This window comes from Arthrobacter sp. USHLN218 (assembly GCF_037144715.1).
In the GTDB taxonomy this organism is placed as follows: domain Bacteria; phylum Actinomycetota; class Actinomycetes; order Actinomycetales; family Micrococcaceae; genus Crystallibacter.
Window position 1 is genome coordinate 458,991 of sequence record NZ_JBBCYT010000002.1, and the last position, 23,208, is coordinate 482,198.

At 68.4% G+C, this 23,208-nt stretch carries 25 protein-coding genes; 13 read left to right on the forward strand and 12 right to left on the reverse strand.

The window, feature by feature from the left end:
• Positions 1-8 precede the first annotated feature (8 nt).
• From cpaB to WFH44_RS05855, 3 genes are all read right to left on the reverse strand, one after another.
• Positions 9-668, reverse strand: a complete 660-nt coding sequence (gene cpaB / locus WFH44_RS05845; protein ID WP_336712433.1) for a Flp pilus assembly protein CpaB — start codon at positions 666-668, stop codon at positions 9-11.
• A gap of 118 nt (positions 669-786) precedes the next feature.
• Entirely contained in the window at positions 787-1,095 is a 309-nt protein-coding gene (locus WFH44_RS05850; RefSeq protein WP_336712435.1) for an FmdB family zinc ribbon protein, read from the reverse strand.
• An 80-nt stretch (positions 1,096-1,175) separates the two neighbouring features.
• Complete coding sequence (locus tag WFH44_RS05855; RefSeq protein WP_336712437.1) at positions 1,176-1,790, reverse strand: 5-formyltetrahydrofolate cyclo-ligase; 615 nt, start codon at positions 1,788-1,790, stop codon at positions 1,176-1,178.
• 98 nt (positions 1,791-1,888) lie between these two features.
• On the opposite strand from WFH44_RS05855, the gene galU reads away from it, so the two are divergent.
• The 4 genes from galU to WFH44_RS05875 all read left to right on the forward strand — a co-directional run bounded on the left by galU (position 1,889) and on the right by WFH44_RS05875 (position 5,720).
• Positions 1,889-2,791 carry a UTP--glucose-1-phosphate uridylyltransferase GalU gene (galU, locus tag WFH44_RS05860; RefSeq protein ID WP_336712439.1) on the forward strand — a complete coding sequence of 301 codons (903 nt, stop codon included), beginning with the start codon at positions 1,889-1,891 and terminating at the stop codon, positions 2,789-2,791.
• 16 nt (positions 2,792-2,807) lie between these two features.
• The gene (locus tag WFH44_RS05865) at positions 2,808-3,422 is read left to right on the forward strand and encodes a GNAT family N-acetyltransferase (protein WP_336712441.1); all 615 of its coding nucleotides are present in this window, start codon (positions 2,808-2,810) and stop codon (positions 3,420-3,422) included.
• 277 nt (positions 3,423-3,699) lie between these two features.
• Positions 3,700-4,437: a hypothetical protein gene (locus tag WFH44_RS05870; RefSeq protein ID WP_336712443.1), complete on the forward strand. Its 738-nt coding sequence runs from the start codon at positions 3,700-3,702 to the stop codon at positions 4,435-4,437.
• A gap of 56 nt (positions 4,438-4,493) precedes the next feature.
• On the forward strand, positions 4,494-5,720 hold the full coding sequence (locus WFH44_RS05875; RefSeq protein ID WP_336712444.1) for a phosphotransferase family protein: 1,227 nt from the start codon (positions 4,494-4,496) through the stop codon (positions 5,718-5,720).
• Here the strand turns inward: WFH44_RS05875 and WFH44_RS05880 are convergent.
• Genes WFH44_RS05880 through WFH44_RS05895 form a run of 4 tightly spaced genes read right to left on the reverse strand, consistent with a single transcriptional unit; the run spans position 5,696 to position 10,001 of the window.
• Entirely contained in the window at positions 5,696-6,364 is a 669-nt protein-coding gene (locus WFH44_RS05880; RefSeq protein ID WP_336712445.1) for a response regulator transcription factor, read from the reverse strand. The genes WFH44_RS05875 and WFH44_RS05880 overlap by 25 nt on opposite strands.
• A complete protein-coding gene (locus WFH44_RS05885; RefSeq protein WP_336712446.1) occupies positions 6,361-7,803 on the reverse strand; it encodes a sensor histidine kinase in 1,443 nt (480 codons plus the stop codon). The genes WFH44_RS05880 and WFH44_RS05885 overlap by 4 nt, the downstream gene beginning before the upstream one ends.
• Positions 7,804-7,823: 20 nt before the next feature.
• A complete protein-coding gene (locus WFH44_RS05890; RefSeq protein WP_336712448.1) occupies positions 7,824-8,177 on the reverse strand; it encodes a hypothetical protein in 354 nt (117 codons plus the stop codon).
• 48 nt (positions 8,178-8,225) lie between these two features.
• Positions 8,226-10,001: a tetratricopeptide repeat protein gene (locus WFH44_RS05895; RefSeq protein ID WP_336712449.1), complete on the reverse strand. Its 1,776-nt coding sequence runs from the start codon at positions 9,999-10,001 to the stop codon at positions 8,226-8,228.
• 153 nt (positions 10,002-10,154) lie between these two features.
• Between WFH44_RS05895 and WFH44_RS05900 the strand changes: the two genes are divergently transcribed.
• The 7 genes from WFH44_RS05900 (at position 10,155) to WFH44_RS05930 (ending at position 16,381) form a co-directional block, all read left to right on the forward strand.
• Positions 10,155-10,586: an NUDIX hydrolase gene (locus tag WFH44_RS05900; protein WP_336712450.1), complete on the forward strand. Its 432-nt coding sequence runs from the start codon at positions 10,155-10,157 to the stop codon at positions 10,584-10,586.
• Positions 10,587-10,752: 166 nt separating this feature from the next.
• A complete protein-coding gene (locus WFH44_RS05905) occupies positions 10,753-11,865 on the forward strand; it encodes an ABC transporter ATP-binding protein (protein ID WP_442892874.1) in 1,113 nt (370 codons plus the stop codon).
• A 1-nt stretch (position 11,866) separates the two neighbouring features.
• Positions 11,867-12,589 carry an ABC transporter permease gene (locus WFH44_RS05910; RefSeq protein ID WP_336712451.1) on the forward strand — a complete coding sequence of 241 codons (723 nt, stop codon included), beginning with the start codon at positions 11,867-11,869 and terminating at the stop codon, positions 12,587-12,589.
• The gene (locus WFH44_RS05915; protein WP_336712452.1) at positions 12,586-13,305 is read left to right on the forward strand and encodes an ABC transporter permease; all 720 of its coding nucleotides are present in this window, start codon (positions 12,586-12,588) and stop codon (positions 13,303-13,305) included. The genes WFH44_RS05910 and WFH44_RS05915 overlap by 4 nt, the downstream gene beginning before the upstream one ends.
• 8 nt (positions 13,306-13,313) lie before the next feature.
• A complete protein-coding gene (locus WFH44_RS05920) occupies positions 13,314-14,267 on the forward strand; it encodes an ABC transporter substrate-binding protein (protein WP_336712454.1) in 954 nt (317 codons plus the stop codon).
• A 27-nt stretch (positions 14,268-14,294) separates the two neighbouring features.
• A complete protein-coding gene (locus WFH44_RS05925; protein ID WP_264795170.1) occupies positions 14,295-15,509 on the forward strand; it encodes a pyridoxal phosphate-dependent aminotransferase in 1,215 nt (404 codons plus the stop codon).
• Positions 15,506-16,381 carry a PPK2 family polyphosphate kinase gene (locus WFH44_RS05930; RefSeq protein ID WP_336712455.1) on the forward strand — a complete coding sequence of 292 codons (876 nt, stop codon included), beginning with the start codon at positions 15,506-15,508 and terminating at the stop codon, positions 16,379-16,381. The genes WFH44_RS05925 and WFH44_RS05930 overlap by 4 nt, the downstream gene beginning before the upstream one ends.
• On the opposite strand, the gene WFH44_RS05935 is transcribed toward WFH44_RS05930, so the two are convergent.
• Both WFH44_RS05935 and xseA read right to left on the reverse strand, forming a co-directional pair.
• A complete protein-coding gene (locus WFH44_RS05935) occupies positions 16,378-16,641 on the reverse strand; it encodes an exodeoxyribonuclease VII small subunit (protein ID WP_336712456.1) in 264 nt (87 codons plus the stop codon). The genes WFH44_RS05930 and WFH44_RS05935 overlap by 4 nt on opposite strands.
• A gap of 59 nt (positions 16,642-16,700) precedes the next feature.
• Positions 16,701-17,969, reverse strand: a complete 1,269-nt coding sequence (gene xseA, locus WFH44_RS05940; RefSeq protein ID WP_336712457.1) for an exodeoxyribonuclease VII large subunit — start codon at positions 17,967-17,969, stop codon at positions 16,701-16,703.
• A 191-nt stretch (positions 17,970-18,160) separates the two neighbouring features.
• Here xseA and WFH44_RS05945 point away from each other — a divergent pair, with 191 nt between their 5' ends.
• Positions 18,161-19,246 (forward strand): 4-hydroxy-3-methylbut-2-enyl diphosphate reductase, encoded by a 1,086-nt coding sequence (locus WFH44_RS05945; protein WP_336712459.1) that lies wholly within the window; start codon positions 18,161-18,163, stop codon positions 19,244-19,246.
• Positions 19,247-19,354: 108 nt separating this feature from the next.
• Here WFH44_RS05945 and WFH44_RS05950 read toward each other — a convergent pair whose 3' ends face one another.
• Positions 19,355-20,566 carry a DNA recombination protein RmuC gene (locus WFH44_RS05950; RefSeq protein ID WP_336712461.1) on the reverse strand — a complete coding sequence of 404 codons (1,212 nt, stop codon included), beginning with the start codon at positions 20,564-20,566 and terminating at the stop codon, positions 19,355-19,357.
• 94 nt (positions 20,567-20,660) lie between these two features.
• Between WFH44_RS05950 and ychF the strand changes: the two genes are divergently transcribed.
• On the forward strand, positions 20,661-21,746 hold the full coding sequence (ychF, locus tag WFH44_RS05955; protein ID WP_336712462.1) for a redox-regulated ATPase YchF: 1,086 nt from the start codon (positions 20,661-20,663) through the stop codon (positions 21,744-21,746).
• Between the two features lie 125 nt (positions 21,747-21,871).
• Here ychF and WFH44_RS05960 read toward each other — a convergent pair whose 3' ends face one another.
• Both WFH44_RS05960 and WFH44_RS05965 read right to left on the reverse strand, forming a co-directional pair.
• Positions 21,872-22,639, reverse strand: a complete 768-nt coding sequence (locus tag WFH44_RS05960; protein ID WP_336712464.1) for an SCO1664 family protein — start codon at positions 22,637-22,639, stop codon at positions 21,872-21,874.
• Positions 22,639-23,190, reverse strand: coding sequence for a DUF3090 domain-containing protein (locus WFH44_RS05965; protein WP_336712465.1), 552 nt, complete (start codon positions 23,188-23,190; stop codon positions 22,639-22,641). Before WFH44_RS05965 ends, WFH44_RS05960 begins: the two co-directional genes overlap by 1 nt.
• Positions 23,191-23,208 lie beyond the last annotated feature (18 nt).

The following is a 23,208-nucleotide window of genomic DNA, read 5'->3' on the forward strand; positions in this document are numbered from 1 at the left end:
CGCCGCCACTAGCCGACCAGCACCAGGAAGACCTTGCCGCGGCTGCTGGCGCTGGCCAACGCGGCGGCCTCCGAGGGCGAGGCGGCGACCACAACGAGGCCGTCGCTTTCCTGCGGGCCGAGCAGGCCTTCGTCCGTCCCGGCCGTGTCCGCCTTCCATAGCACCGGCACGGCGTCGGCCAGGACCAGGGTCTCTTCCGGGTCCTCATAGCCGTTGCCGGTGCTCAGGACGATATCCACCAACTGGCCGGGAGCCACCAGCTGGACGGTCGACTTGTCGGCCGGGCGCACCGGCACGGCGGCTGTGCCCGGCGGCGCCCCGGCCAGCAGCCCGGGACCGACAACCGAGGTATCCAGCACGGGGGACCCCTCACGCAGGGCCGAGGCCAGCCGCTGGCCGGACAGTTGGACGGCGGAGGAAGAGGCGCCGGGCGGCACGGCTGCCGTCGGTATCCTGGCCGCGCGCAGATCCGATTCGGCCAGGACGGAGCCTGCGGGAAGGTCGCTGACCGCAATAATAACGGGCACGGTCGCTACCGGTTCGGGCGTCAAGGCCTGCACGGCCAGGCCAGCGGCGGCGCAGAAACAGGCGGCCGCGAGGAAGCGGTAGTGGCGGCGGACGATGCGCCGCAACGGACGGGTCATCCCTGCCGTGGAAGTACGCTGCATGGCGCCAGATTAATTCGGTCGCGCGGGCCTGCAACAGGACAGCCGTTCCGCTTGTGGGCAAGCGGAACGGCTGTAGGGGCTGTGGAGGAACAGCTAAACGGGTAGGACCCCGGGCGGGTCAGCTGGCGGCGGCCGCCGGTGCCGTCGACGCCGGTGCCTTGGACGCGGCCGACGAGGACGACGAGGAGTCCGAACCGGAGCCGCCCTCGCTCTTGGCCGAGGCGGCCGGCACCGTGCTGGTGCTCTTGGAATCCCGGGAATCGGTCCGGTAGAAACCGGATCCCTTGAAGACCACGCCTACGCTGTTGAACTTCTTGCGCAGTGTTCCCGAGCATTCCGGGCAGACGGTCAGTGAGTCATCGCTGAAGGACTGCTGGATATCGAACGCATGGCCGCAGTCTTTGCACGCATAGGCGTAGGTAGGCACGGTTAATCCTCCTGGAAAAATCTTGGTCCGGGACGCTCCGGGCGGCCGGTGTTGGCACTCGGAGATTCCGAGTGCCAATTCTACACCGTCTGCGGATCAAACCACCGCCACCCGTCCGTGGAGACCGCGCCCTCGAGCGGGGCGTCCAGGTTCGTCACTTCGAAGGTCCCGGCGGGCACGACTTCGTGGGGGTAGAACACCCCGGCTTTCCGCGGCCTGGACGGCAGGGTCTCGAGCGCGGCAAGGAACCGGTCGTAGTACCCGCCGCCCTGGCCCATCCGGTTGCCGTTGCTGTCCACGGCCAGGCCCGGGATCAGGAGCAGGTCGACTCCGGTCATGACACTGTTGGCCAGTCGTTCTCCTACCGGTTCGTAGACCCAGGCCCGCGGGCTGCGGACCAGTTCCACGCCGTCGTACCACCGGGTCCAGCTCAACTGGTAACCCGGTTCGCAGACCGGCACGAGGACGTCGTACCCGGCCTTTTCCAGCGCCGGCAGGACCAGGTCGGTGGACGGTTCGGGCCCGGTGGACAAGTAGGCGGCGATGGTCCGGCCCGGGGAAATCCCCAGTGGCGCAAGGCCCTCCATGATGACGTCGCACAGTGCCCGGGCTGCTTCCTGGCGCTCGTATTCGGTCATGCCGCGGCGCATGTCGCGGAAATGCCGGCGGGCCGTTTCCTTGTCCATCGTGGTCATGGGTCGATCCTGCCACAGCCGCCGAATCGCCGCCCGGGCAGGCGCCGGAATCGTCATAGTGGTGCTCATTGTCAGGGCCCTTGGGTACGCTTAGGCTCATGAAGTCTCCATGCACTGTACGCAAAGCCGTCATTCCGGCCGCCGGCCTCGGGACACGATTCCTGCCCGCCACCAAGGCCATGCCCAAAGAGATGCTGCCGGTGGTGGACAAGCCCGCCATCCAGTACGTGGTCGAGGAAGCGGTCCGGGCCGGGATCAACGATGTCCTGATGATCACCGGGCGCAACAAGCGGCCCTTGGAAGACCACTTTGACCGCGTGCCCTTCATTGAGCAGACGCTGGAAAAGAAGGGTGACCTGGACAAGCTGGCCGCCGTCCGGGAAGCCTCGGAGCTGGCTGACATCCACTACGTCCGCCAGGGGGACCCGAAGGGGCTGGGGCACGCGGTCCTGCGCTCCCGCCAGCACGTCGGCGACGAGCCTTTCGCCGTGCTGCTCGGCGACGACCTGATCGATGAGAATGACGGACTGCTCAGCCGCATGATCGCGGTGCAGGAAAAGACCGGCGGCTCGGTCGTGGCCCTGCTGGAGGTGGAGCCGTCCGAAATCAGCGCCTACGGCTGCGCCGACGTGACCGCGGTGGACGGCGAAGACTTCGTCCGGATCAACAAGATGGTGGAGAAGCCCTCGGCTGACGAGGCTCCCTCCAACCTGGCCGTCATCGGCCGCTACGTGCTGCACCCGGCGGTGTTCGATGTCCTCGAAGAGACCGGCCCCGGCCGCGGCGGCGAAATCCAGCTGACCGACGCCCTGCAGACGCTGGCGGCTTCCGACGGTGAAGGCGGCGGGGTCTACGGTGTAGTATTCCGCGGCCGCCGGTATGACACGGGAGACAAGCTCAGCTACCTGAAGGCCGTCGTCACCATTGCCTCGGACCGTGCGGATATCGGCGAGGATCTTCGTTCCTGGCTGAAGCAGTTCATCGAGGGTTCCCAGGCCTAGGCCGCAGGGTGCCGCAGTGCTGAGTTCTGCCATCTGGCCTGCGACGGTCGAATGCGGGGACCTGCTGCTGCGGCCCATCTACCACCGGGACAAGCGGGAGTGGCTGCAGCTGCGCCAACGCAATGCGGCGTGGCTGGCTCCCTGGGAGGCATCCAATCCCCAGCCGGGCGGCCAGCTGCCCGGCTTCGGGGAGATGGTGCGTTCGCTGAATCGGCAGGCAAAACTGGCGACGGCGCTGCCCTGGGTGATTGCCGAGCGCCGGGGAGCCGCCCGCGAGCCGGTGATTGTCGGGCAGCTGACGGTGTCCAGCATCGTGTGGGGATCGGCGCTGATGGCTACGCTCGGGTACTGGGTGGATAGGGGCTCGGCGGGCCGCGGAATCGCGCCGACGGCGGTGGCAATGGCAACGGACCATTGCTTCCGTGTGCTGGGGCTGCACCGGATGGAGATCAACATCCGGCCGGAGAACGCGGCCAGCCTGCGGGTGGTGGAAAAGCTCGGTTTCCGCGACGAGGGGCTGCGGCCAAGGTACCTCCACATCAACGGTGCCTGGGCGGACCACCGCAGCTTCGCGCTGACCACGGAAGAGGTCCCGGAAGGGCTCCTGACCCGCTGGCTCCGCGACGGTTAGCAGCACCGCTGACCTGCTGATTTGCCCGCTTTTGACCGGTTTGGCCGACACACCGGGGGCAATGCCGCGCGGGGCATGTTTTGGCTCCTACGGTGTGAGAATGGACATTCAGAGCTCAGTGATCTTTGTGGCGATCGTGGGGCTCTGGCTTGTCTGGGTAGGGCCGTACCTGCTTCGTTTCCAACGCGCCGGCAGCTTCGCCGAAGCCGGTGGCCCGTCAATGACTTTTGAAACAGTGCCCGCAATCGCCACGGCAAGTGGCCCACAGGGGATCATCATGGAAAACACCGCCCATACCGGAAACACGCACCCTGCGCCGCTGCGCGGCAGCCATGCGCCTGCGGCTGCCGTCCGGCCGGCCGGACCGGCGCCGTTGAAGATCCGCTATGGTCGTACCGCCTTGGCCCTGCTGGGAGCCGCGGCGCTCGTCACCCTGGTTATCGGCGGCGGCCTGGCATTGTTCGGGGCCGTCTCCGGAAGCGTGCCGGGCTTTGCGCTGCTGACGGTGGCCGCCGTCGTCGTTGTCCTGCGTGCGCTGGCCCGCAGGGACCGCCGCCGGAAAGCTGAAGCACGCGTGTCCCGCGCCTTCGAAGAGGCGATGGGCCCGGTGGCTCCGGAACAGGTGCCCGCCGCACCGCGCCGGGAGACCGTATTGTTCGACGCCGCGGCCGGCGCCGAGGAACCCGCGGCTCCGGCGCCGCTGACGGCGGAGGAGCTGCGCGCCGAAGCCCGGAAGGTTGCCGTGGAGGCGGAAGCCGCCCGCCGCGCGGAACCGGAAACAGGTACGCCGTGGCAGCCGGTGGAGGTTCCGAAGCCCACCTACACTCAGTCCGCCAAGGTGGCACGGCCGGCGCCGGAGCCCCTCCCGGTGCCGGAAGAGAAAAAGCCGACGGTGAAGACTCCGATCAAGCAGGCAGCCGTCGCGCCGAAGGTTGAACTGCCCGCTGCTGCGCCCCGTGAGGAGCGCGCCAACCGGCTCAACCTGGACGACGTACTGCAGCGCCGGCGCGCCTGATTTCCGGCCGCTTGCAGGCGCTGCCGTCCCGTCCCGGGGATGGTAAGACGGAACCTATGGATATCACGGGCCTGGGGGCCGTCGCTGACGAGACGGCCGGCATCGAACTCCTGGAGAGCGCCGCCATGGAGGAGCCCCTCGAGCTGGCCGTCAACTCCCTCGGCGGCTCCGTCCGTTCCTGGCACTTGGCCAAACTCCAGCACCGGCCGGGAGCGGGCGCGACCGGCATCTACAGCGTCGACGTGGCATTCGCGGACCGGCCGGACCGGACGGAGTACGTCTGCATCACCAGCTCCAACGTGCCCGAGTGCGGGCTGCCCATGGTGCGCCTGCAGAACGGCGGCATCAATCTCACCGCGTGGCTGTATCCCGGGGACCCGGTGCTGGCCGGGCTGCCGGCGGCATGCGATCCCTCGGCCGTCGCCGCGGCGGCCTTTGGCGGCGGAACCGCGGACCTGACGATGGTCAATTACCGGCCGCTGCGCCGGGCGGTCCTGACTGCGGTGCAGGGACGGAAGCGTGTGTTCATCAAGGTGGTTCGGCCGGACCGCGCGCAGGCCCTGCTGCGCCGCCACCGGATGCTCATCGACGCGGGCATCCCCGTTCCGGAGGCACTGCCGGGGCCTGGCGAGGGAGTCGCCATCCTGCGCCAGGCGGCGGGCACCCCGCTGGCCCAGGCCCTGATGGACGACGGCGCGCAGGACCTGGATCCGCAAACCCTGATCTCGATGCTGCGCAGGCTACCGGAAGATGTGCTCGGCCTGTCCCGCCGACCGGCGTGGGCAGAGCGGGCCGCTGACTACGCGAAGGCGGCGGCGGCGGTCCTGCCGGGGGAGCAGGACCGTATCTTCCGGCTGGCCGAAAGCGTCCGTAACCTGCTGTCCACGACCGACGCCGGACCCCTGGTTCCGACGCACGGCGACTTCTACGAGGCAAACATCCTGGTCGACCGCGGCCGGATCACGGGACTCCTCGACGTGGACTCGCTCGGACCGGGGCATCTGGTGGACGATCTCGCCTGCTTCATCGGGCACTTGGCCGTCCTGCCGGCCGTGCACAGCGCGTACGTTCACGTACCCGAGGCGATGGAGAGATTCCTGCGCGCGTTCGATACCGAGGTGGACCCGGCGGGCCTGCGCGGCCGGGCGGCAGGAGTCGCGCTGTCGCTGATCGCCGGCGCCAAGACAGCCGGCGGCAGTTGGGAAGCGGACGCGCTGCAACGGCTGCAGGCCGCGGAGGAGCTGGCCGCGCAGGCCGATCAGCTGTCGGCCGCCAGGCGGTAACCCACGCCCCGGACGGTGGCGAAACGCTCGGCCCCGAGCTTGTTGCGCAGGTACCGGACGTAGACGTCGACGACGTTCGAACCCGGGTCGAAGTCGTAGCCCCAGACCCTGGAGAGCAGCTGCTCGCGGCTCAGCACCTGGCCGGGGTTGCGCAGGAAGGCCTCGGCCAGCGCGAATTCGCGGGCCGACAGATCGACTTCCTTGCCGCCGACGGTCGCCCGGCGCATCCGCAGGTCCAGCTGGAGATCGCCGCTGGACAGGAGGCCCAGGTCCACGGACGGCGGGTCGGTCCGCAGCCGGAGGCGCACGCGGGCCAGCAGTTCCTCGAAGCGGAAGGGCTTGGCCATGTAGTCATCGGCACCGTTTTCCAGGCCGGCCACCGTATCGTCCACGGAGCTGCGGGCCGTCAGGATGATGACGGGCGTATCGTTGCGGGCCTCCCGGATCCGCCGCAGCACCGTGAACCCGTCCTGGTCCGGCAGGCCGAGGTCCAGCACTATCAGCTCGAAGTCCCCCGTCATCGCCAAATGGTAGCCCTCGCGCCCGGTGGCAGCCACGCTGGGCACATAGCCGGCCGACTTCAGTCCCTTGGCGACGAATGAGCTGATGCGCTCCTCGTCCTCGATCACCAGAATCTGGCTCACGCTGCCTCCTCCTGCTCTGGTTGCTGCTCTGCGATGACGATGGTGAACGTGGAGCCGCGGCCCGGCGCAGAGGCGAGCTCCACCCGGCCGCCGTGTGCCGCGGCGATGGCGCTGACGATCGGCAGTCCGAGGCCGGATCCCTCGGCGCGGGTACTGTTGGCACCGCGGGCGAACCGCTCGAAAATCCGCTTCTGGTCCTCGGGCGCGATGCCGGCGCCTTCGTCACGGACCCACAGGCGCAGTTCGCCCTGCGCGCTGCGCGACCCCAGGGCAATCTGCGAACCGGGGCCGGAGAACTTCACGGCGTTGACCGCCAGCTGCAGCCAGGCCTGGGTGATGCGGTTCGGATCCAGCGGCCAGCATTCCTCCGCGCGGGCATCCACGCTCCAGCGGCGGTCGCCGAGGGAACGCGCTTTGTCCAGCACGTCGTCGGTCAGCCGGCCGACCTCCAGCGGATGCCGGGTGGCAAACTCCGGCCGGTCCGCGGCCGCCAGCGTCACCAGGTCGTCGACCAGCAGCCGCATCCGGTCCAGTTCGTCGAGGGCAATGGATCGGACGGATTCGACGTCCTCGGCGTCGCCCGGGTCCTGCAGTTCGAGATGGCCCTGCACGATGGTGATCGGTGTCCGCAGCTCGTGCCCCACGTCGTCCAGCAGCTGCCGCTGCGCCGTCATCGAGGCCTGCAGCCGGTCCAGCATTTCGTTGAAGGTCCGCGCCAGTTCCGAGAGGTCGTCGTTGCCGGTCACCGGGATCCGGAGCGACAGGTCGGTCTCCGTGATCTTCTGCGCCGTCTCCCGCACCAGCCGCACCGGGGCCAGGAGCCTGCCGGCGACGAGCCAGCCGACACCGGCAATCAGGATCAGCGCGATCAGCGCAATCAGCCCGTAAGTGCGGAAGATGCCGTTCAGCTCCTCCAGCTCCGCCTCGTAGTCGAAGGCCAGCACGAACGTGCTTTGGGCCGGATCGGAGGAGAGCTGGACGGGCACCGTCACCACGCGGTAGGTCGTCTGCGCGGTCTCGACCGAGCTGAGTTGGATGCGGTCGCCCGGCGGCATCGCCAGGATCCGTTCCATGAGCTGCGCATCCTGTTCCAGCCGCAGCGGAACCGCGGAACTCGCGGCGAGCTGGACGCGGCCGTCCACGATCCCGACCATGCCTTCGTTGGCAGCCGGCGACGTGCGGGCCATGGCTGTGCGCACCAGCTGTGCCGCCTCGGTGAAATCGCGGCCGGTGTCCGGGTCCACGCCGATTTCCGCGAGGGTATTGAACTCCTCGACCGACCGGCGCAACGAGTCGTCGATGTTCTGGGTGATCTCGCCGCGCTGCAGCCCGAGTGCCACGCCGCCGGCGACCGTAAGGCCAAGCGCGGAGAGTGCGACGACGGCGGCCAGGACGCGCGTCCGTACGGAGAGCCCGCCGGGCCTGCTAAACAATCGCATCGGGCCACACCGGAGAAAGTCTAGTCATCGATACCGTCATCGTCCTCGTCGGGCTCGGAGGCGTCGTCGTCATCGTCGTCGTATTCCACCGGCGGCGCCGGCTGCACCGGGACCGGCACCGGCGCGGCCGGGGACGGGGCCGCGGTCTTGTCGGGCGCGCGCTTTGGCGGTGCCGACGGCTCCTTCGGCCCGGGTTCCGGTTCGGCGCCCTTGTCCGGTTCGCTCGCGGCGGGCGATGGCGTGAACACGATTGAGGGGCCCAGATCGGAAGAGCCGGGCTCCCTGAAGGTGCTCGCCACGGCAAAACCAGCCAGGCCCATGCCCAGCACGACAGCCAGGCCGATGAGCACATATCGGAGGGTGGCACGCTGCATGTCCCCGATTATTCAGGCCGAAAATGAGATGAAGATGAGAACCTGTCCCTACTCCTCGGCGGCCTCTTCGGCCGCCTGCCGGGCCTGCCTGGCCTCCGTTTTGCGTCCCAGGCTCTCCAGGGCGGCCGCCAGCCCCAGGTTCGCGGCAACCAGCAGCATCCGGCTGATGCCGGGCTGGTCCAGCACCATCCGGTACATGGGGACGGCGTCGCCCGGGCGGCCCAGCTCGGAGAGGATGTGCGCCGCGAACAGTTCGGCGTTGCCCGCGGAAGCCGCGTCGTCGGCCGCCGAATACAGGTCCGCCGCCTGCAGCGCCGCCGACACGGCCGCGGGACCGTGATCCAGGGCCCACAGGCCCCGCGCGCGGGTGTCGCTGTAGTCGGCCTCGTACCAGTGGGCCCCATAGTCCCTTGCCAGCCGGATGGCCTCGTCCAGCTGCGTGATGCCGTCCGAGTCGCCGGCCTCGCACAGGGCGTGGCCCAGGGCGTGCAAGGCCTGCGGCAGCACAGCGGCGTCCTCGGTCTCCCTGCGGGCGGCCGCGACCGCGGCTTCGAAGCAGACGATGGCGTCCGTGTCGCGGTCCTCGCGGGAGAGCAGCGTGCCGATGGCCAGCAGCGACCTGGCGGCCTCGCCGAATTCGCCCGCCCGGTTGAATGCGGCGACGGCCTTCCGCCAGTTGTCCAGTGCCTCGGCGGTGCGCTCCGCATGCCGGTGCGCATGTCCCAGGCTCATGAGCGTCCGCGCCACTTCCGAGGGCGGTGCGGCCGCAAGCCGCTGCCGCTGGAGCAGCTTGCCGAGCACCGCGACCGCCAGCTCGTACTCCTCTGCCTCCAGCAGCTGGTTGCCCAAAGCCAGCCGGAGCGTGGACTCCTCGCGCACCTCGCCGCGTTCGGCCTGCTGGACGGCGGCGCGCCATGCCAGCACCGAACTCTCGTCGTCGCCGGCGGCCGCGCAGAGCTGCGCCACCACGACGGCCGCCGACACCGCGCCCTTGCGGACCCCGCAGGCCGCATAGAGCTCCAACGCGGTCAGCGCATATTCAACGGCGTCGCCGACGTGCTCCCCGGTGCTCGCAAGGTTGGCCTTCAGCAGCCACATTGAAGCGGCCAGCGCGCGGTTGGCAGGCAGGGACAGCAGCCGGTCCGCGGCTGCAATGGCGCGGCGCGGATGTTCGGCCTGCAGGTAGGTGTGGGCGAGGTACATGAGTGCCCCCGCCATGCTGTCGGTCCGGTCGCCCGCGGCGTATCCGTCGACGGCCTGCTCCAGCAGTTCCAGGGCCCGCGGCCGCACTCCCTGCTGCGAAAGGGCAATGGCGACAGCCAGCTTGACGTCGGCGATCACCCCGGGCCCGGCTTTGTCCGCGACCAGTTCCTCCAGCGCCGCCTCCAGTACCGGCAGCTCCGGCTCCGTCGCCTCGCGGAACAGGACCGTGCCCAGATCCGCCTCGACCCCGGCCTGGAGGGTGCGGCCCGTCCTGCGCAGCGTGGCGATGCGCGCCTGCAGGTACTCTTCGGCCTTGTCCTGGTCGCCCTGGATCTGCGCGACGGCGATCATCACCGAATACAGGGCCAGCACGACGTCGGTCTCGTTTTCGCCGGCCTGGTCGAGCCCCATCTGGGCCAGGAGCATCGCGCCGTGGTTGTCTTCCGCGTAGGCTGCCTCGTACGCGCGGTCCAGGCAGTCGCGGGCGCTCGCCGGAACCGCCGCCGGATCCGGCCCCGAGCCGGCCAGGACGTCCAGCAGCCGGCGCTCTGTCGCAGGCAGTGCCAGGCTCCAAACCGGCGGGGCGGGCTCCGCACGATGCCTTGCTGGCCTGATCCCCATGGTTCCAGTTGTAGTCGCCGCGGCGGGGCCGCGCAATGTGCCGCGGGGCGGCCGGCTCGGCGTTCCGCCCGGCCGGCGCGCTCTGCGGCGCCCTCTGCCGCGGGCCCTGCCGGCGCACGGCCGGGCCGGGGCATGCGCCCTAGACTGATCCTCATGAACTTTGACACCCGGGTCGGCGCCTATGGCGTCATCGTCAGGGACGGCGCCGTCCTGCTCGCCCGCTGGACGGAGTCGGGGATCCCGCGCTGGACACTGCCCGGCGGCGGCCTGGAGCTCGGCGAGGACGCCCCGTCGGCGGCGTTGCGCGAAATCGCGGAGGAGACCGGGTACACCGCGGAACTCGGCCGGCTCCTCGGCGTTGACAGCAAGTTCATCCCCGCCGAGCGCCGGCTGCACGGCGCCGGCCGGCCGCTGCATGCCCTGCGGATCATCTACTCGGCCACCGTCACCGGCGGCGAACTCGCCCACGAACTGGACGGTTCCACCGACGAGGCGCGCTGGTTCGCCCTGGGGGAAGTGGCCGCGCTTGATCGGCTCGACCTCGTCGACGCGGGCCTGCGGCTCCTGGGCTCGGAGAAAATCTGAGGACACGGCCATGTCTCCAGAATGTGTTGCAGCCCCCGGGATGTGATTAGACTCGGTCCAAGAGTTCCACCCGGCCCCAGGGCCGGCACAGTTTTGGACCATCGGGCCCTACCTGCCCGAGACCGCGATGGCAGTCCTGCCTGACAGAGCCCGGAGGGAGCCCCGCATGGAAGAGCCCCGCGGGCATTCTGCGGCTGCGGCCGCCGGCCCCATGGTCAGCTTCCGCAACGTGACCAAGAGCTACGCGGCCGGGAACCCCGCCGTCGACAATCTGACGCTGGACCTGGAACGCGGCGCGATCACCGTCTTCGTCGGCCCCTCCGGCTGCGGCAAGACGACCTCGCTGCGGATGATCAACCGCATGGTCGAACCCACCTCGGGCACCGTGCTGGTGGACGGAAAAGACATTGCCGGGCAGGCGCCGGCCAAGCTGCGCCGTTCCATGGGATACGTGCTGCAGTCGGCCGGCCTGCTGCCGCACCGCACGGTGCTCGACAACGTTGGCACCGTCCCGCGGCTCAACGGCGCGTCCAAGCGCGAGACCCGTGCCCGCGCGCAGGAACTGCTCGAAACAGTCGGCCTGCCGGCCGCGCTCGGCTCCCGGTATCCGTCGCAGCTGTCCGGCGGGCAGCAGCAGCGCGTCGGCGTGGCCCGGGCGCTCGCCGCGGATCCGCCCATCCTGCTGATGGACGAGCCGTTCAGCGCCGTGGACCCGGTGGTCCGCGCCGAACTGCAGCAGGAGCTGCTGCGCCTGCAGCAGCAGCTGGCCAAGACCATCGTGTTCGTCACCCACGACATCGACGAGGCGACGCTGCTCGGCGACAAGGTGGCCGTGTTCGCCACGGGCGGCCGGCTGGCCCAGTTCGCCCCGCCGGAGGAGCTGCTCCGCGCCCCGGTGGACGACTTCGTCGCTGGTTTCGTGGGGCGCGACCGCGGATTCCGGTCGCTGTCCTTCCGCGAGGCGGGCGAGCTGCCGCTGCATTCGGCCGCCACCGCCACCCTGGCGACGCTCGGGGAAGCGCCGGTCGGCGTCTGGCTGCTCATCGTGGACGACGGCGGTGCCCCGGCGGGGTGGCTGCCACCCGGAGAGCGGTCCCCGGACCGGCTGCTGGTCGGCGGCTCGCTGTTCACCCTGGGGTCGTCGCTGCGGCAGGCCCTGGACGCGACGTTGTCTTCCCCCGCGGGGCGCGGGGTCGCCGTGGACGGCCAGGGCCGGGTGGCCGGCCTGGTGGACGCCGAGGACGTGCTCAAGCGGCTCGAAGCGGGCAGGAGCGGCTGACGTGGCGTGGCTGCAGGCCAACCTGCCCTTCGTCCTGGAGCTGACCTGGCTGCACTGGATCCAGGCCGTGGTGCCGCTGCTGCTCGGGCTGCTGCTGGCCCTTCCGCTGGGCTACGTGGCCTGGTGGCTGCGCCCCGTCCGCGGGGCGATCCTGTCCGTCAGCTCGGTGCTCTACACCATCCCGTCGCTCGCCCTCTTCGTGCTGCTGCCCTTCGTACTGGGCACACGGATCCTCGATCCGCTGAACCTGATAGTCGCGCTGACCATCTACGCGGTAGCGCTGCTGGTGCGGTCCGTCGTCGACGCCCTTGAGTCCATTGACGACGGCGTTCGGCAAGCCGCGGTCGCCATGGGGTACCGCCCGCTGCGGCGTTTCTTCGGGGTGGATCTGCCGCTGGCGCTGCCGGTGCTCTTCGCCGGGCTGCGGGTGGTGTCGGTGAGCAACATTTCGCTGGCCAGCGTCGGCGCGCTGATCGGCGTCCGCAACCTCGGCACCCTGTTCACGGACGGGCTCCTGCGGTTCTTCGTCACCGAGATTGTCGTCGGGATCGTGCTGACGCTGCTGCTGGCCGTGGTGATGGACCTGATCATCGTCACCGTCGAGCGCGTGCTGACGCCTTGGCTCCGTGCCGGCTCCAAGCAGCCTCCGGGGGGCGCCGGCTTCGCTACGCGTTCGTCCGCGGGGGAGCGGCCGGACCCGGCAGAGGCGGCGGTGCTGCCGTGAACATTTTCGCAGAGGTCGCCGCGTGGTTCGCGGATCCGGCCCAGTGGAGCGGTCCGGCCGGCATCCCCGCGCGCCTCGCCGAGCATCTGGGCTACACCGCCCTGACCCTGCTGATCGCCACCGCGATCGCATTGCCCATCGGCCTGTACGTGGGCCATACCGGAAAAGGACGCGTCGCCGTCGTTAGCGTTGCCAGCGCGCTGCGCGCCTTGCCGACGCTCGGCCTGCTGACGCTGTTCGTCATCCTGTGGGGGCTCGGCCTGATGCCGCCCATCTGGGCCCTGGTCATCCTGACGATCCCGCCCCTGCTCGCCGGAGCCTACTCCGGGATCGCCGCGGTGGACCGGACGCTCGTGGATGCCGCGCGGGCGATGGGCATGACGGAATGGCAGGTGCTGGCGAAGGTGGAACTGCCGAACGCTCTGCCGGTGCTGCTCGGGGGAGTGCGCGCGGCAGTGCTGCAGGTGATAGCCACGGTCGCAGTCGTCGCCTACATCAATCTCGGCGGCCTGGGCCGCTTCCTGATCGATGGCCTGGCCGTCAGCGATCCGGTCCGCATGTTCGGCGGCGCGATCCTGATTGCGCTGCTGGCCCTGGTCATCGACGGGCTCCTCGCCCTCGCGCAGAAATACGCCGTTTCGCCCGGGCTGGCCGACCGCCCGCACCGGCAGCGGCGGGAAACACCAACTGTTGGCGCCGTCCAAGGCGGCATGTAAGGAGAAGCATGAAGAACCTGTTCCCGGTCCGCCGCAGCATCGTGACGGCGGCCGCAGCGTCCGCCCTGGCCCTGTCCCTGAGCGCCTGCGGCGGCGGCTCCAACCCGCTGGAAGAAGACACCTCGGGCGCCGCCGCCAGCTCCGGTGCCGCGGGCCCGCTGGTGGTGGGCTCGGCCAACTTCCCGGAGAGCCAGATCATCGGCGAGCTCTACGCCGGAGCGCTCAACGCGGCAGGAATCCAGGCCAGCACGAAGCCCGGCATCGGCTCGCGCGAGGTCTACCTCAAGGCCGTCGAAGAAGGCTCCGTGGACGTTGTCCCGGACTACAGCGGAAACCTGCTGCTGTACGTGGACCCCGAGGCGACCGCTGCCTCAGCCGGCGAGATCAAGGATGCCCTTCCCGCGGCGCTGCCGAAGGGACTGGGCGTGCTCGAGCCGGCGCCGGCCGAGAGCAAGGACGCGATGGTCGTCACCAAGGCCACGGCGGAGAAATACAAGCTGACCTCCATCGAGGACATGGGGCCGGTGTGCAAGGACCTGGTGCTCGGCGCCAACCCGGAGTTTGCCGAGCGTGAGTACGGGCTGAAGGGGCTGAAGGAGAATTACGGCTGCGAACCCAAGTCCTTCGAACCCATTAACGACGGCGGCGGTCCCGCTACCTTGAAGGCGCTGATCACGGACAAGATCCAGGTGGCGGACATCTACACGACCACGCCCTCGATCGAGGACAACGGCCTGGTGGTGCTGGAGGACCCGAAGAACAACTTCATCGCCCAGCAGGTGCTGCCGCTCGTGTCCTCCGACTCGGTGGGCAAGGAGGCCGCGGACGTGCTCAACAAGCTGTCCGCCGCGCTCACCACGGAGGACCTCGTCGACCTGAACCGGCAGGTCAGCGGCGACGAGAAGCGCAATCCGGAGGATGCCGCGGCCGACTGGCTGAAGGAAAAGGGCTTCGCGGAGTAACCGCAGGCAGTATGCGAAGATTCTTGAATGGCCGAGTTCAAGCAGTCCAACAAGCTCCATAACGTCCTCTACGACATCCGAGGCCCGCTGCTTGAGCATGCCCAGCGGATGGAGTCCGAGGGCCACCGCATCCTGAAGCTGAACATCGGCAATCCCGCGCCGTTCGGCTTCGAGGCGCCGGACGCGATCCTGGTGGACATGATCCGGAACCTGCCGAACGCGCAGGGCTACAGCGATTCGCGCGGCATCTTCTCGGCCCGCACGGCGGTGTCGCAGTACTACCAGACCCGTGGGATCCAGGAGATCGGCGTTGACGACGTCTACCTGGGCAACGGGGTCAGCGAGCTCATCACGATGAGCCTGCAGGCGCTGCTCAACAATGGCGACGAGGTGCTGATCCCGGCGCCGGACTATCCGCTCTGGACCGCCTCCGTCAGCCTGGCCGGCGGCCATCCCGTCCACTACCTCTGCGTGGAGGAAGAGGGATGGCTGCCGGACCTGGAGGACATGGAGCGGAAGATCACGCCCAACACCAAGGGCCTGGTCATCATCAATCCGAACAACCCCACCGGCGCCGTCTATCCGCGGCACATCCTCGAGGGGATGCTGGAGCTGGCCCGCCGGCACAATCTCGTGGTCTTCTCGGACGAAATTTACGAGAAGATCCTCTACGAAGACGCCGTCCACACCAACACCGCGCTGCTGGCGGACGACGTGCTGATCCTGACCTTCAGCGGCCTGTCCAAGGCGTACCGGGTCTGCGGGTTCCGCAGCGGCTGGATGGCCGTCTCGGGGCCGAAGCATCTGGCGTCGGACTACATCGAGGGCATCAACCTGCTCACGAACATGCGGCTCTGCGCGAATGTGCCGGCGCAGCACGCCATCCAGACGGCACTGGGCGGCTACCAGAGCATCAACGACCTGATCCTGCCCGGGGGGCGGCTGCTGGAACAGCGGGACAAGGCGTACGAGATGCTCAACGCCATCCCGGGCGTGAGCACCCAGCAGGCCAAGGGCGCGCTGTACCTGTTCCCGAAGCTGGATCCGGACGTCTACCCGATTAAGGACGACGAGGCCTTCGCCCTGGACCTGCTGAAGCAGCAGAAGATCCTGATCTCGCACGGCCGGGCGTTCAACTGGGTGAAGCCGGACCACTTCCGCCTGGTGACGCTGCCAAACCTGGGCATCCTCGAAGAAGCAGTCAGCCGCATCGGCGAGTTCCTGAGCACGTACCGGCCATGAAGAGGGTAAACGGGGAAGCGGGCGCGGAGGCGGCCGCGAGATTCGACCCGGCAGGCCTGCTGCGCGTGCGCGAGGGTTTCCGGCTGGCCGACGTGGATCCGAACTCGGCGCCTGGCTTCGACGGCGGTAAGGACGAAGGCTCGCAGCTGCTGGCCTCGGCAGACGATGCACTGTCCGAGCTCCAGGAAAAACTGTTCGCCCAGAGCCGCTTCGGAGCCACAGACTCTGTCCTGCTGGTGCTGCAGGCGATGGACACGGCAGGCAAAGGCGGAATCGTCCGGCACGTGATCGGCTCGGTCGACCCGCAGGGCGTGAAGCACAGGGCCTTCAAGGCGCCGACCAGGGAGGAACAGACGCACGGCTTCCTCTGGCGTGTCGAGAAGGAACTGCCGCCGGACGGGATCATCGGCGTCTTCGACCGCTCCCACTACGAGGAGGTCCTGATCCACCGCGTCCGCGGGCTGTCGCCGCTAGCCGAGGTGGAGCAGCGCTACGCCATGATCAACGAGTTCGAGGCGAAGGTTGCCGCCAGCGGCACCCGCATCATCAAGGTGATGCTGCACATCAGCAAGGACGAGCAAGAGAAGCGGCTGAAGGAGCGGCTGGAACGTCCGGACAAGTACTGGAAGTACAACCCCGGCGACGTGGATGACCGGGCCTTCTGGGACGAGTACCAGCACGCCTACCAGCTGGTGTTCGAGCGGACCAGCACCGATATAGCCCCGTGGTACGTGGTGCCGGCCGACCGCAAATGGTATGCGCGGATCGCAGTACAGCAGCTGCTGATCGGCACGCTGGCCGCGATCGACCCGCGGTGGCCGGAGGCGACCTTCGACGTCGAGTCGGAGAAGCGGCGGCTGGAGGAGAGCTAGGCCGCAGGGCCGGCGCTGCCGTCTTCGGCGCCCGCGCGGGCGGCATCCAGGCGCTGGCGCGCGCCTTCGAGCCACGCTTCGCAACGCGCCGCGAGCGCTTCGCCGCGCTCCCACAGCGCCAGGGACTGCTCAAGGCTGGTATTGCCCGCTTCCAGCTGGTTGACCACAGCCACCAGCTCCTCCCGGGCCTGCTCGTAGCTCATCGCCGCGATGTCGGTGTTGTCTCCGTTGCCCGCGTTGGCCGTCGGGGTCTCAGTCATGGGTTCGCTCGTTTCTGCAAAAGGGATGTAAATGTCGGCGGGGGACGGGCCGGCCGCGCCTAGATGACTTTGGCCGCCACTTCGCCGACCGCCACCCGGATCCGCAGCCTGGTGTCCGCCGCGGCGTCCGCGCTGTCGCGCAGGACGCTGCCGTCCGGCAACTGGACGACGGCGTAGCCCCGGTCCAGGGTGTTCTGCGGGGAGAGCGCGCGGACCTGCGCCTTCAAATGGCCAACGCGGTCCGCGTCACGATGGAGGGCCGACGTCATGCAGTTGCGCGCCCGCTGCGTGAGGCGCGTGATGTCCTCGGCCCGGGAGGCGACCATGGTCGCCGGAGCGGACAGCACCGGGCGGCTGCGCAGGGCGGCCAGCCGCTCGGACTCCACCCGGATCAGGTGGTCGACGCGGCGGTCCAGCATCTGGCGTGCGCGCCCGATGCGCGTGAGCTCCTCGTTGACGTCCGGGACGATCCTCTTGGCCGCATCGGTAGGGGTGGACGCGCGCAGGTCGGCGACCTCGTCGAGCAGCGGCCGGTCTGCCTCATGGCCGATGGCGCTAACCACGGGCGTGGCCGCCGCCGCAACGGCGCGGATCAGGTCCTCGCTGCTGAACGGCAGCAGGTCCTCCAGCGAACCGCCGCCGCGCGCGATGACGATGACGTCGACGTCCGGACGGCCGTCAAGCTCGGCCAGGGCCTTCATGACTTGGGATACCGCGTTGACGCCCTGCACTGCCACCTCGCGGACCTCGAATGCCACGGCGGGCCAGCGCAGCGAGGCGTTGCGGATCACGTCCTTCTTGGCGTCTGAATCCCGGCCGGTGATCAACCCGATTCGGTGCGGCAGCATGGGTAGCGGCTTCTTGCGGTCGGCGTCGAACAGGCCTTCGCGGCCCAGCGCCTGCCGCAGCCGTTCCAACCGGGCCAACAGGTCGCCCAAACCAACCGGGCGGATGTCCCGCGTCTGCATCGAGAGCCGGCCGGTTTTGACATAGAGCTCGGGCTTGAGCTGGGCGACGACGCGCGATCCCGGCTCCAGCGGGAGTTCGAGCCGGGCCATGACGCTGTTGAAAGCCATCAGGCTGAACGACGCCTCGGCCTCCGTATCGCGCAGGGTCAGGTAGGTCACGCTGTTGCGCCGGTTCAGCTCGATGACCTGGCCTTCGACCCAGGTAGGCGGCACCCGTTCGATATGGGTCTTCAGCTTCTGCGAAAGCATCCGCAGCGGCCACGGGTTTTCCGCCGTAGTCTCCATGGCCGTAGCAGGCAGGGTCGTGTTTGCGGCGGGGGAGCCCACTTCTCCGTGGACAAGTCCATGGTTGTGGTTCACGTCAGGAGCCCCTCTCAGCCCGTGCGGGGCCATGCCAATCGGTAGAGCAAGTCCATACATTCTTATCAGCAATCACCGACAGTATTGATTCCTGCCCGGCCGTCGTCCGCCCTGCCGCAGCCCGCGCGCACCCCGTGACGGGGCTTACTGCCGAGCTGGTTCCCGTGGTGGAAGCGGCTAGCATGGAGGGCATGACGAGCACCGCTGTCTCTGTTCCCATGCCCAGCATCCCGCGCAAGCGCCGCAGCCCGGAGGAAATCGCCGCCGCTGCCGAAGTGGAAGGCCCGCGACGGGTCCTCCTCGCCGCGCCGCGCGGATACTGCGCGGGTGTGGACCGGGCCGTGATCGCCGTCGAAAAGGCTTTGGAACACTACGGGCCGCCGGTCTACGTGCGGAAGCAGATCGTGCACAACCTGCACGTGGTCAGCACGCTGGAGGAGAAGGGCGCGATCTTCGTCGAAGAGACCGACGAGGTTCCCGAGGGCGCCCTCGTCATCTTCTCGGCGCACGGCGTTTCTCCGGCGGTGGTCCAGTCAGCCGACGACCGCGGGCTGCGCACGATCGACGCGACCTGCCCGCTGGTCACGAAGGTGCACCGCGAGGCGGTCCGCTTCGCCCGCGACGGCAACGAGATCCTGCTTGTCGGACACGAGGGGCACGAGGAAGTCGAGGGCACCTACGGCGAGGCGCCGGACCACACGACGATCGTCAACAACCCGGCGGAAGCACGGACGGTCCAGGTCCGCGACCCCGACAAGCTGATCTGGCTGTCCCAGACCACGCTGTCGGTCGACGAGACCATGGAGATCGTGTCCATCCTGCGTGAGCGGTTCCCGAAGCTGCAGGATCCGCCCAGCGACGACATCTGCTACGCCACCTCCAACCGGCAGGCGGCGATCAAGAAGATTTCCCCGCAGGCCGACCTGGTGATCGTGGTCGGTTCCGCGAACTCGTCCAACTCGGTGCGCCTGATGGAAGTCGCCCTCGAGTATGGAGCGAAGGCCTCATATCGCGTCGACTTCGCCAACGAGGTGGACGAGTCCTGGTTCGAGGGAGTCTCTACGATCGGGCTGACCTCCGGAGCATCGGTGCCCGAGGTCCTCGTGCGGGAGGTCCTCGCGCTGCTGGCCGAGTACGGCTACGCCGACGTGGAAGAAGTGGTTACGGCCGAAGAGGACATCCTCTTCTCGCTGCCGAAGGAGCTCCGGGCGACGCTGAAGGAAAAGGGCGACGTCTCCCGCGGCTTGGGCGGCCGCGGCTCCCGTCCCAACCAGTAGCAGGCTGCGCGGAAACCGGTGGCGGGTTCGCGCTGAAACGGCTGGCGGGCCCGCGGGAACCGGTTGCAGGTTCCAACGGGCCCGGATCGCAAGGCCCGCCCGGGATCCCTAGGCGCTGCGTTCCTGTCCCGAGATCAACTCCGGCGCCGACAACAGGCGCGGGGTACTCTCCAGCGCGGTAGGGCCGGGGGCCGGCTCCAGCGCGGACGGATCGAAGGCGTTGATCTTGCGTGCGGTCGGCAGCACCCTCGATTCCAAGGTGCCGACGAAGGAGTTGTACCTCTCCACCGAGCCCTTGAGCGAGGAACCCAGCCGCGTGACATGCTCGCCCAGGGTTCCCAGCCGCTCGTACAGTTGGCGCGAGAGTTCGAAGATCTCGCGGGCGTTTTCGGTCAGCACCTCCTGCCGCCAGCTGAAGGCCACTGACTTCAGCGAGGCCAGCAGCGACACGGGGGAGACCAGCCCGACGTTGCGGGCGAACGCGTAGTCGAGCAGCTCCGGGTCGCTGTGCAGCGCCGCCGACAGCACCGACTCGGCCGGCAGGAAGCACAGCACCAGTTCCGGCGAGGCCTGCACTCCCTCCCAGTACTTCTTGCCGGCCAGGGCGTCCACGTGCGCCTTCACCGCCTTGGCATGGGCGGCCAGCAGCTGGGCCCGCTGGCGTTCCATATTGGTATCCCCGTGGGCCGGCAGCTCCTGCGCCTCAAGGTAGGCCCGCAGCGGTACCTTGGCGTCCACCACCAGCGATTTGGAGCCGGGCAGCCGCACCAGCATGTCCGGCCGCATCGATCGGTCCGACCCGGCCAGATGGACCTGCTCCGAGAAGTCGACGTGCGCCAGCATGCCGGCGGCCTCCACTACGCGCCGCAGCTGCACCTCGCCCCACTGGCCGCGCGCCGAATTCGATTGCAGGGCCGCCGTCAGCGTCTGGGTGGAACGCAGCAGCTGCTCGTCGCTGAGCCGGGCCGCGCGCAGCTGTTCCTGGAGCTGGCCGTAGTGCTCCACCCGGTCCCGCTCCAGCAGGCTGACCTGCTGCTGGACACTGCGGAGTTTCTCGCCGACCGGCCCAAGGGCGCGGAGCACCACATTCTCCTGCTCGCCCTGCGCGGAGAGCTGCCGGTTGTGCTGGCTGAGCAGCCGGTTCTCCGCCTCCGCCGCCGCCAGGCTCGCGGCCGCGGCACCCAGCCGGGCCCCGGCGTCGTCAATTTCCTCCGATAGGTCCCGCACCCTGCGCCGGAACGGTACGGCCACGGCACACGCGCCGCCCGCCGCTCCGAGGAGCAGCGCCAGCAGCACCAGTACAACCTGAAAAGCATCCATGGCTCCAGCTTGCCAGCGGGGTATGACAATTTAGCCCAAGGGCTCCCCGGGACGAATCGCGCCCTACGCGGCCGCACCGGTATCCTTGACTACCGTGGCTCTTACTATTGGCATCGTCGGACTGCCCAACGTCGGCAAATCAACCCTCTTCAACGCGCTGACCCGCAACCAGGTGCTGGCGGCGAACTATCCGTTCGCCACCATCGAACCCAACGTCGGAGTGGTGCCGCTGCCGGACGAGAGGCTGGACAAGCTCGCGGAGATCTTCGGCTCCGCGCGGATCCTGCCCGCCACCGTCTCCTTCGTGGACATCGCCGGCATCGTCCGCGGCGCCTCGGAAGGCGAGGGGCTCGGCAACCAGTTCCTGGCGAACATCCGCGAAGCCCAGGCCATCGCCCAGGTCATTCGCGTCTTCGACGACCCCGACGTGGTGCACGTCGAAGGCAAGGTGGACCCCGTTTCCGACATGGAGACGATCAATACCGAACTGATCCTGGCGGACCTGCAGACCATCGAGAAGGCCTTCCCGCGCATCGAGAAGGAAGTGAAGATCAAGAAGCGCGACGCGGCCGAGCTGGCGGCCCTCGAGGGTGCCCGCAAGGTGCTGGAACGCGGCGACACGATCTACGCGTCCGCGGAGAGCGACAAGCTGGACCTGGCGAATCTCAAGGAACTGAGCCTGCTGACTGCCAAGCCGTTCATCTACGTCTTCAACGTGGACGACCAGATCCTCGGCAGCCAGGAACGGCAGGCCGAACTGGCCAAGCTCGTGGCTCCGGCCGATGCTGTTTTCCTCGACGCCAAGCTCGAATCCGACCTGGTCGAACTGGAGCCCGAAGAGGCCCGGGAGATGCTGGAAATGAACGGCCAGGAGGAGTCCGGCCTCGACCAGCTCGCCCGCGTCGGCTTCCACACCCTGGGGCTGCAGACCTACCTGACCGCGGGGCCCAAGGAGGCACGCGCCTGGACGATCAACCAGGGCGACACCGCACCGCAGGCCGCCGGGGTGATCCACTCGGACTTCCAGCGCGGCTTCATCAAGGCGGAGGTCGTTTCCTTCGCGGACCTCGTCGAGGCCGGCTCGATGGCGGAGGCCAAGTCCCGCGGCAAGGTGCGGATCGAAGGCAAGGACTATGTAATGGTCGACGGCGACGTGGTGGAGTTCCGCTTCAACGTCTAGTTCCTGATCCCGGAGACCTATTGCGATGGCCGCCAAGAGCACTTGTTCTTGGCGGCCATGCGCTTATACGGCCGCCCATTGCCAAGTCGAAATGATGCCGGCCGGCATTCTGCTGCATAACGAATTTAGAACAGCGGCCAGGGCACCGCAGACATCTCCCCGCTCGGAGGCGGAAACCGCCCTGCCAAGCGCAACCGGGCACAGCGAGCGGCGAGCGATGCGATTTCTTCGGCGCTGAGCAAGTCCGCCAGGTCTCTGCCCAGGCCGCCGTGCAGTCCCTCGTTGACACGGTCTATGCCGTCGCGTTCCTCGGCGGTTAGAGCGTCTCCCAGCCATCCCCACAGCACCGTGCGCAGCTTGTGGTCACGGTGAAAGGTCAGCCCATGGTCCACGCCGTGCCGGTGTCCGTCCGTCATTGCAAGAATGTGGTCGCCTTTGCGGTCGGCGTTGTTGACGATGATGTCGAACACCGCCATGCGTCTGAGCGCCGGCGAGTCTTCGTGAACGAGGGCGACCATCTGTCCGTTCTCATCTCGACCCTCGAGAACGTGTTTCCAGCCCGTCTCCGGCACCTGGTCCGCCGCGACCAGGTTTACGGCGCTTTGGGCAAGGTCTTGCCCCTGCCAGAGCTGCACCATTCCTACGCCCAGCGGACCATCGCGCAGCCAGGTCTGCGGTACGACGCCCCAGCCGAAGGCCTGCGAGACCAGGTAGGCGGCCACCTCCCGGTGAGCCAGGGTGCCGTCGGAAAAATCCCACAGCGGACTTTCGCCTGCTATCGGCTTATAGACGACCACCACGTCGCCGATGCTGCCCAAAAATGTCGCGTTCGAAGCTGTCGTGATGCGGCCGGTGAGCGTCAGCTCGGCGGTCACCAGGTCCGGCGCTGGCATCAGGCCTCGGGAAGGGTGCAGATGTGGCCGTCGGCGTCTATGGGGTAGCCGCAGAGCGGGCACGTCGGACGTCCGGCGCCCACGATCTCACGGGTGCGCTTGGCGAATGCGCGGGCTGTGCCGACCGGCATTCGCACCAGCAGCATTTCGGCCGCCTCAGTCCCGCCCTCATCAAGCGATTCGTCGTCGGGGGCATCGACGTCGGTGATGGCGTAGGCCTCTATCACGACCTGCGCCGTCGTCGGGTCCCAACCTAGGCTCATGGAGCCGGTGCGAAACTGCTCCTGAACTGCCTCGAGCTGGTCATTATCGACAAGTTCAATGGGAGTACTCGTGGGAACGCTGAAGGGGTTGCCCTCGACGGTGATGAGCTGGTCGAGAATTTCGTCGATTTTCTCCGCGAGCAGAGCCGACTGCTGCTTCTCCAGGGCAATACTCACGATCTGCGTCCCCGCACGCACCTGCAAATAGAACGTACGCGCCCCCGGAAGGCCAATGGTGCCAACGACGACCCGATCAGGCCAGGCAAACTCGTGAACACGTGTAGGCATGTCAGTATTTTAGGCGCA

Excerpts from the sequence above, each read along its gene's own strand:
- cpaB (WP_336712433.1), bottom strand. The coding sequence starts at position 668 with ATGCAGCGTACTTCCACGGCAGGGATGACCCGTCCGTTGCGGCGCATC.
- WFH44_RS05855 (WP_336712437.1), bottom strand. The coding sequence starts at position 1,790 with ATGACCACGATGGACAAGGAAACGGCCCGCCGGCATTTCCGCGACATG.
- galU (WP_336712439.1), top strand. The coding sequence starts at position 1,889 with ATGAAGTCTCCATGCACTGTACGCAAAGCCGTCATTCCGGCCGCCGGC.
- WFH44_RS05870 (WP_336712443.1), top strand. The coding sequence starts at position 3,700 with ATGGAAAACACCGCCCATACCGGAAACACGCACCCTGCGCCGCTGCGC.
- WFH44_RS05875 (WP_336712444.1), top strand. The coding sequence starts at position 4,494 with ATGGATATCACGGGCCTGGGGGCCGTCGCTGACGAGACGGCCGGCATC.
- WFH44_RS05885 (WP_336712446.1), bottom strand. The coding sequence starts at position 7,803 with ATGCGATTGTTTAGCAGGCCCGGCGGGCTCTCCGTACGGACGCGCGTC.
- WFH44_RS05890 (WP_336712448.1), bottom strand. The coding sequence starts at position 8,177 with ATGCAGCGTGCCACCCTCCGATATGTGCTCATCGGCCTGGCTGTCGTG.
- WFH44_RS05895 (WP_336712449.1), bottom strand. The coding sequence starts at position 10,001 with ATGGGGATCAGGCCAGCAAGGCATCGTGCGGAGCCCGCCCCGCCGGTT.
- WFH44_RS05900 (WP_336712450.1), top strand. The coding sequence starts at position 10,155 with ATGAACTTTGACACCCGGGTCGGCGCCTATGGCGTCATCGTCAGGGAC.
- WFH44_RS05905 (WP_442892874.1), top strand. The coding sequence starts at position 10,753 with ATGGAAGAGCCCCGCGGGCATTCTGCGGCTGCGGCCGCCGGCCCCATG.
- WFH44_RS05920 (WP_336712454.1), top strand. The coding sequence starts at position 13,314 with ATGAAGAACCTGTTCCCGGTCCGCCGCAGCATCGTGACGGCGGCCGCA.
- WFH44_RS05925 (WP_264795170.1), top strand. The coding sequence starts at position 14,295 with ATGGCCGAGTTCAAGCAGTCCAACAAGCTCCATAACGTCCTCTACGAC.
- WFH44_RS05930 (WP_336712455.1), top strand. The coding sequence starts at position 15,506 with ATGAAGAGGGTAAACGGGGAAGCGGGCGCGGAGGCGGCCGCGAGATTC.
- WFH44_RS05935 (WP_336712456.1), bottom strand. The coding sequence starts at position 16,641 with ATGACTGAGACCCCGACGGCCAACGCGGGCAACGGAGACAACACCGAC.
- WFH44_RS05945 (WP_336712459.1), top strand. The coding sequence starts at position 18,161 with ATGACGAGCACCGCTGTCTCTGTTCCCATGCCCAGCATCCCGCGCAAG.
- WFH44_RS05950 (WP_336712461.1), bottom strand. The coding sequence starts at position 20,566 with ATGGATGCTTTTCAGGTTGTACTGGTGCTGCTGGCGCTGCTCCTCGGA.
- WFH44_RS05960 (WP_336712464.1), bottom strand. The coding sequence starts at position 22,639 with ATGCCAGCGCCGGACCTGGTGACCGCCGAGCTGACGCTCACCGGCCGC.
- WFH44_RS05965 (WP_336712465.1), bottom strand. The coding sequence starts at position 23,190 with ATGCCTACACGTGTTCACGAGTTTGCCTGGCCTGATCGGGTCGTCGTT.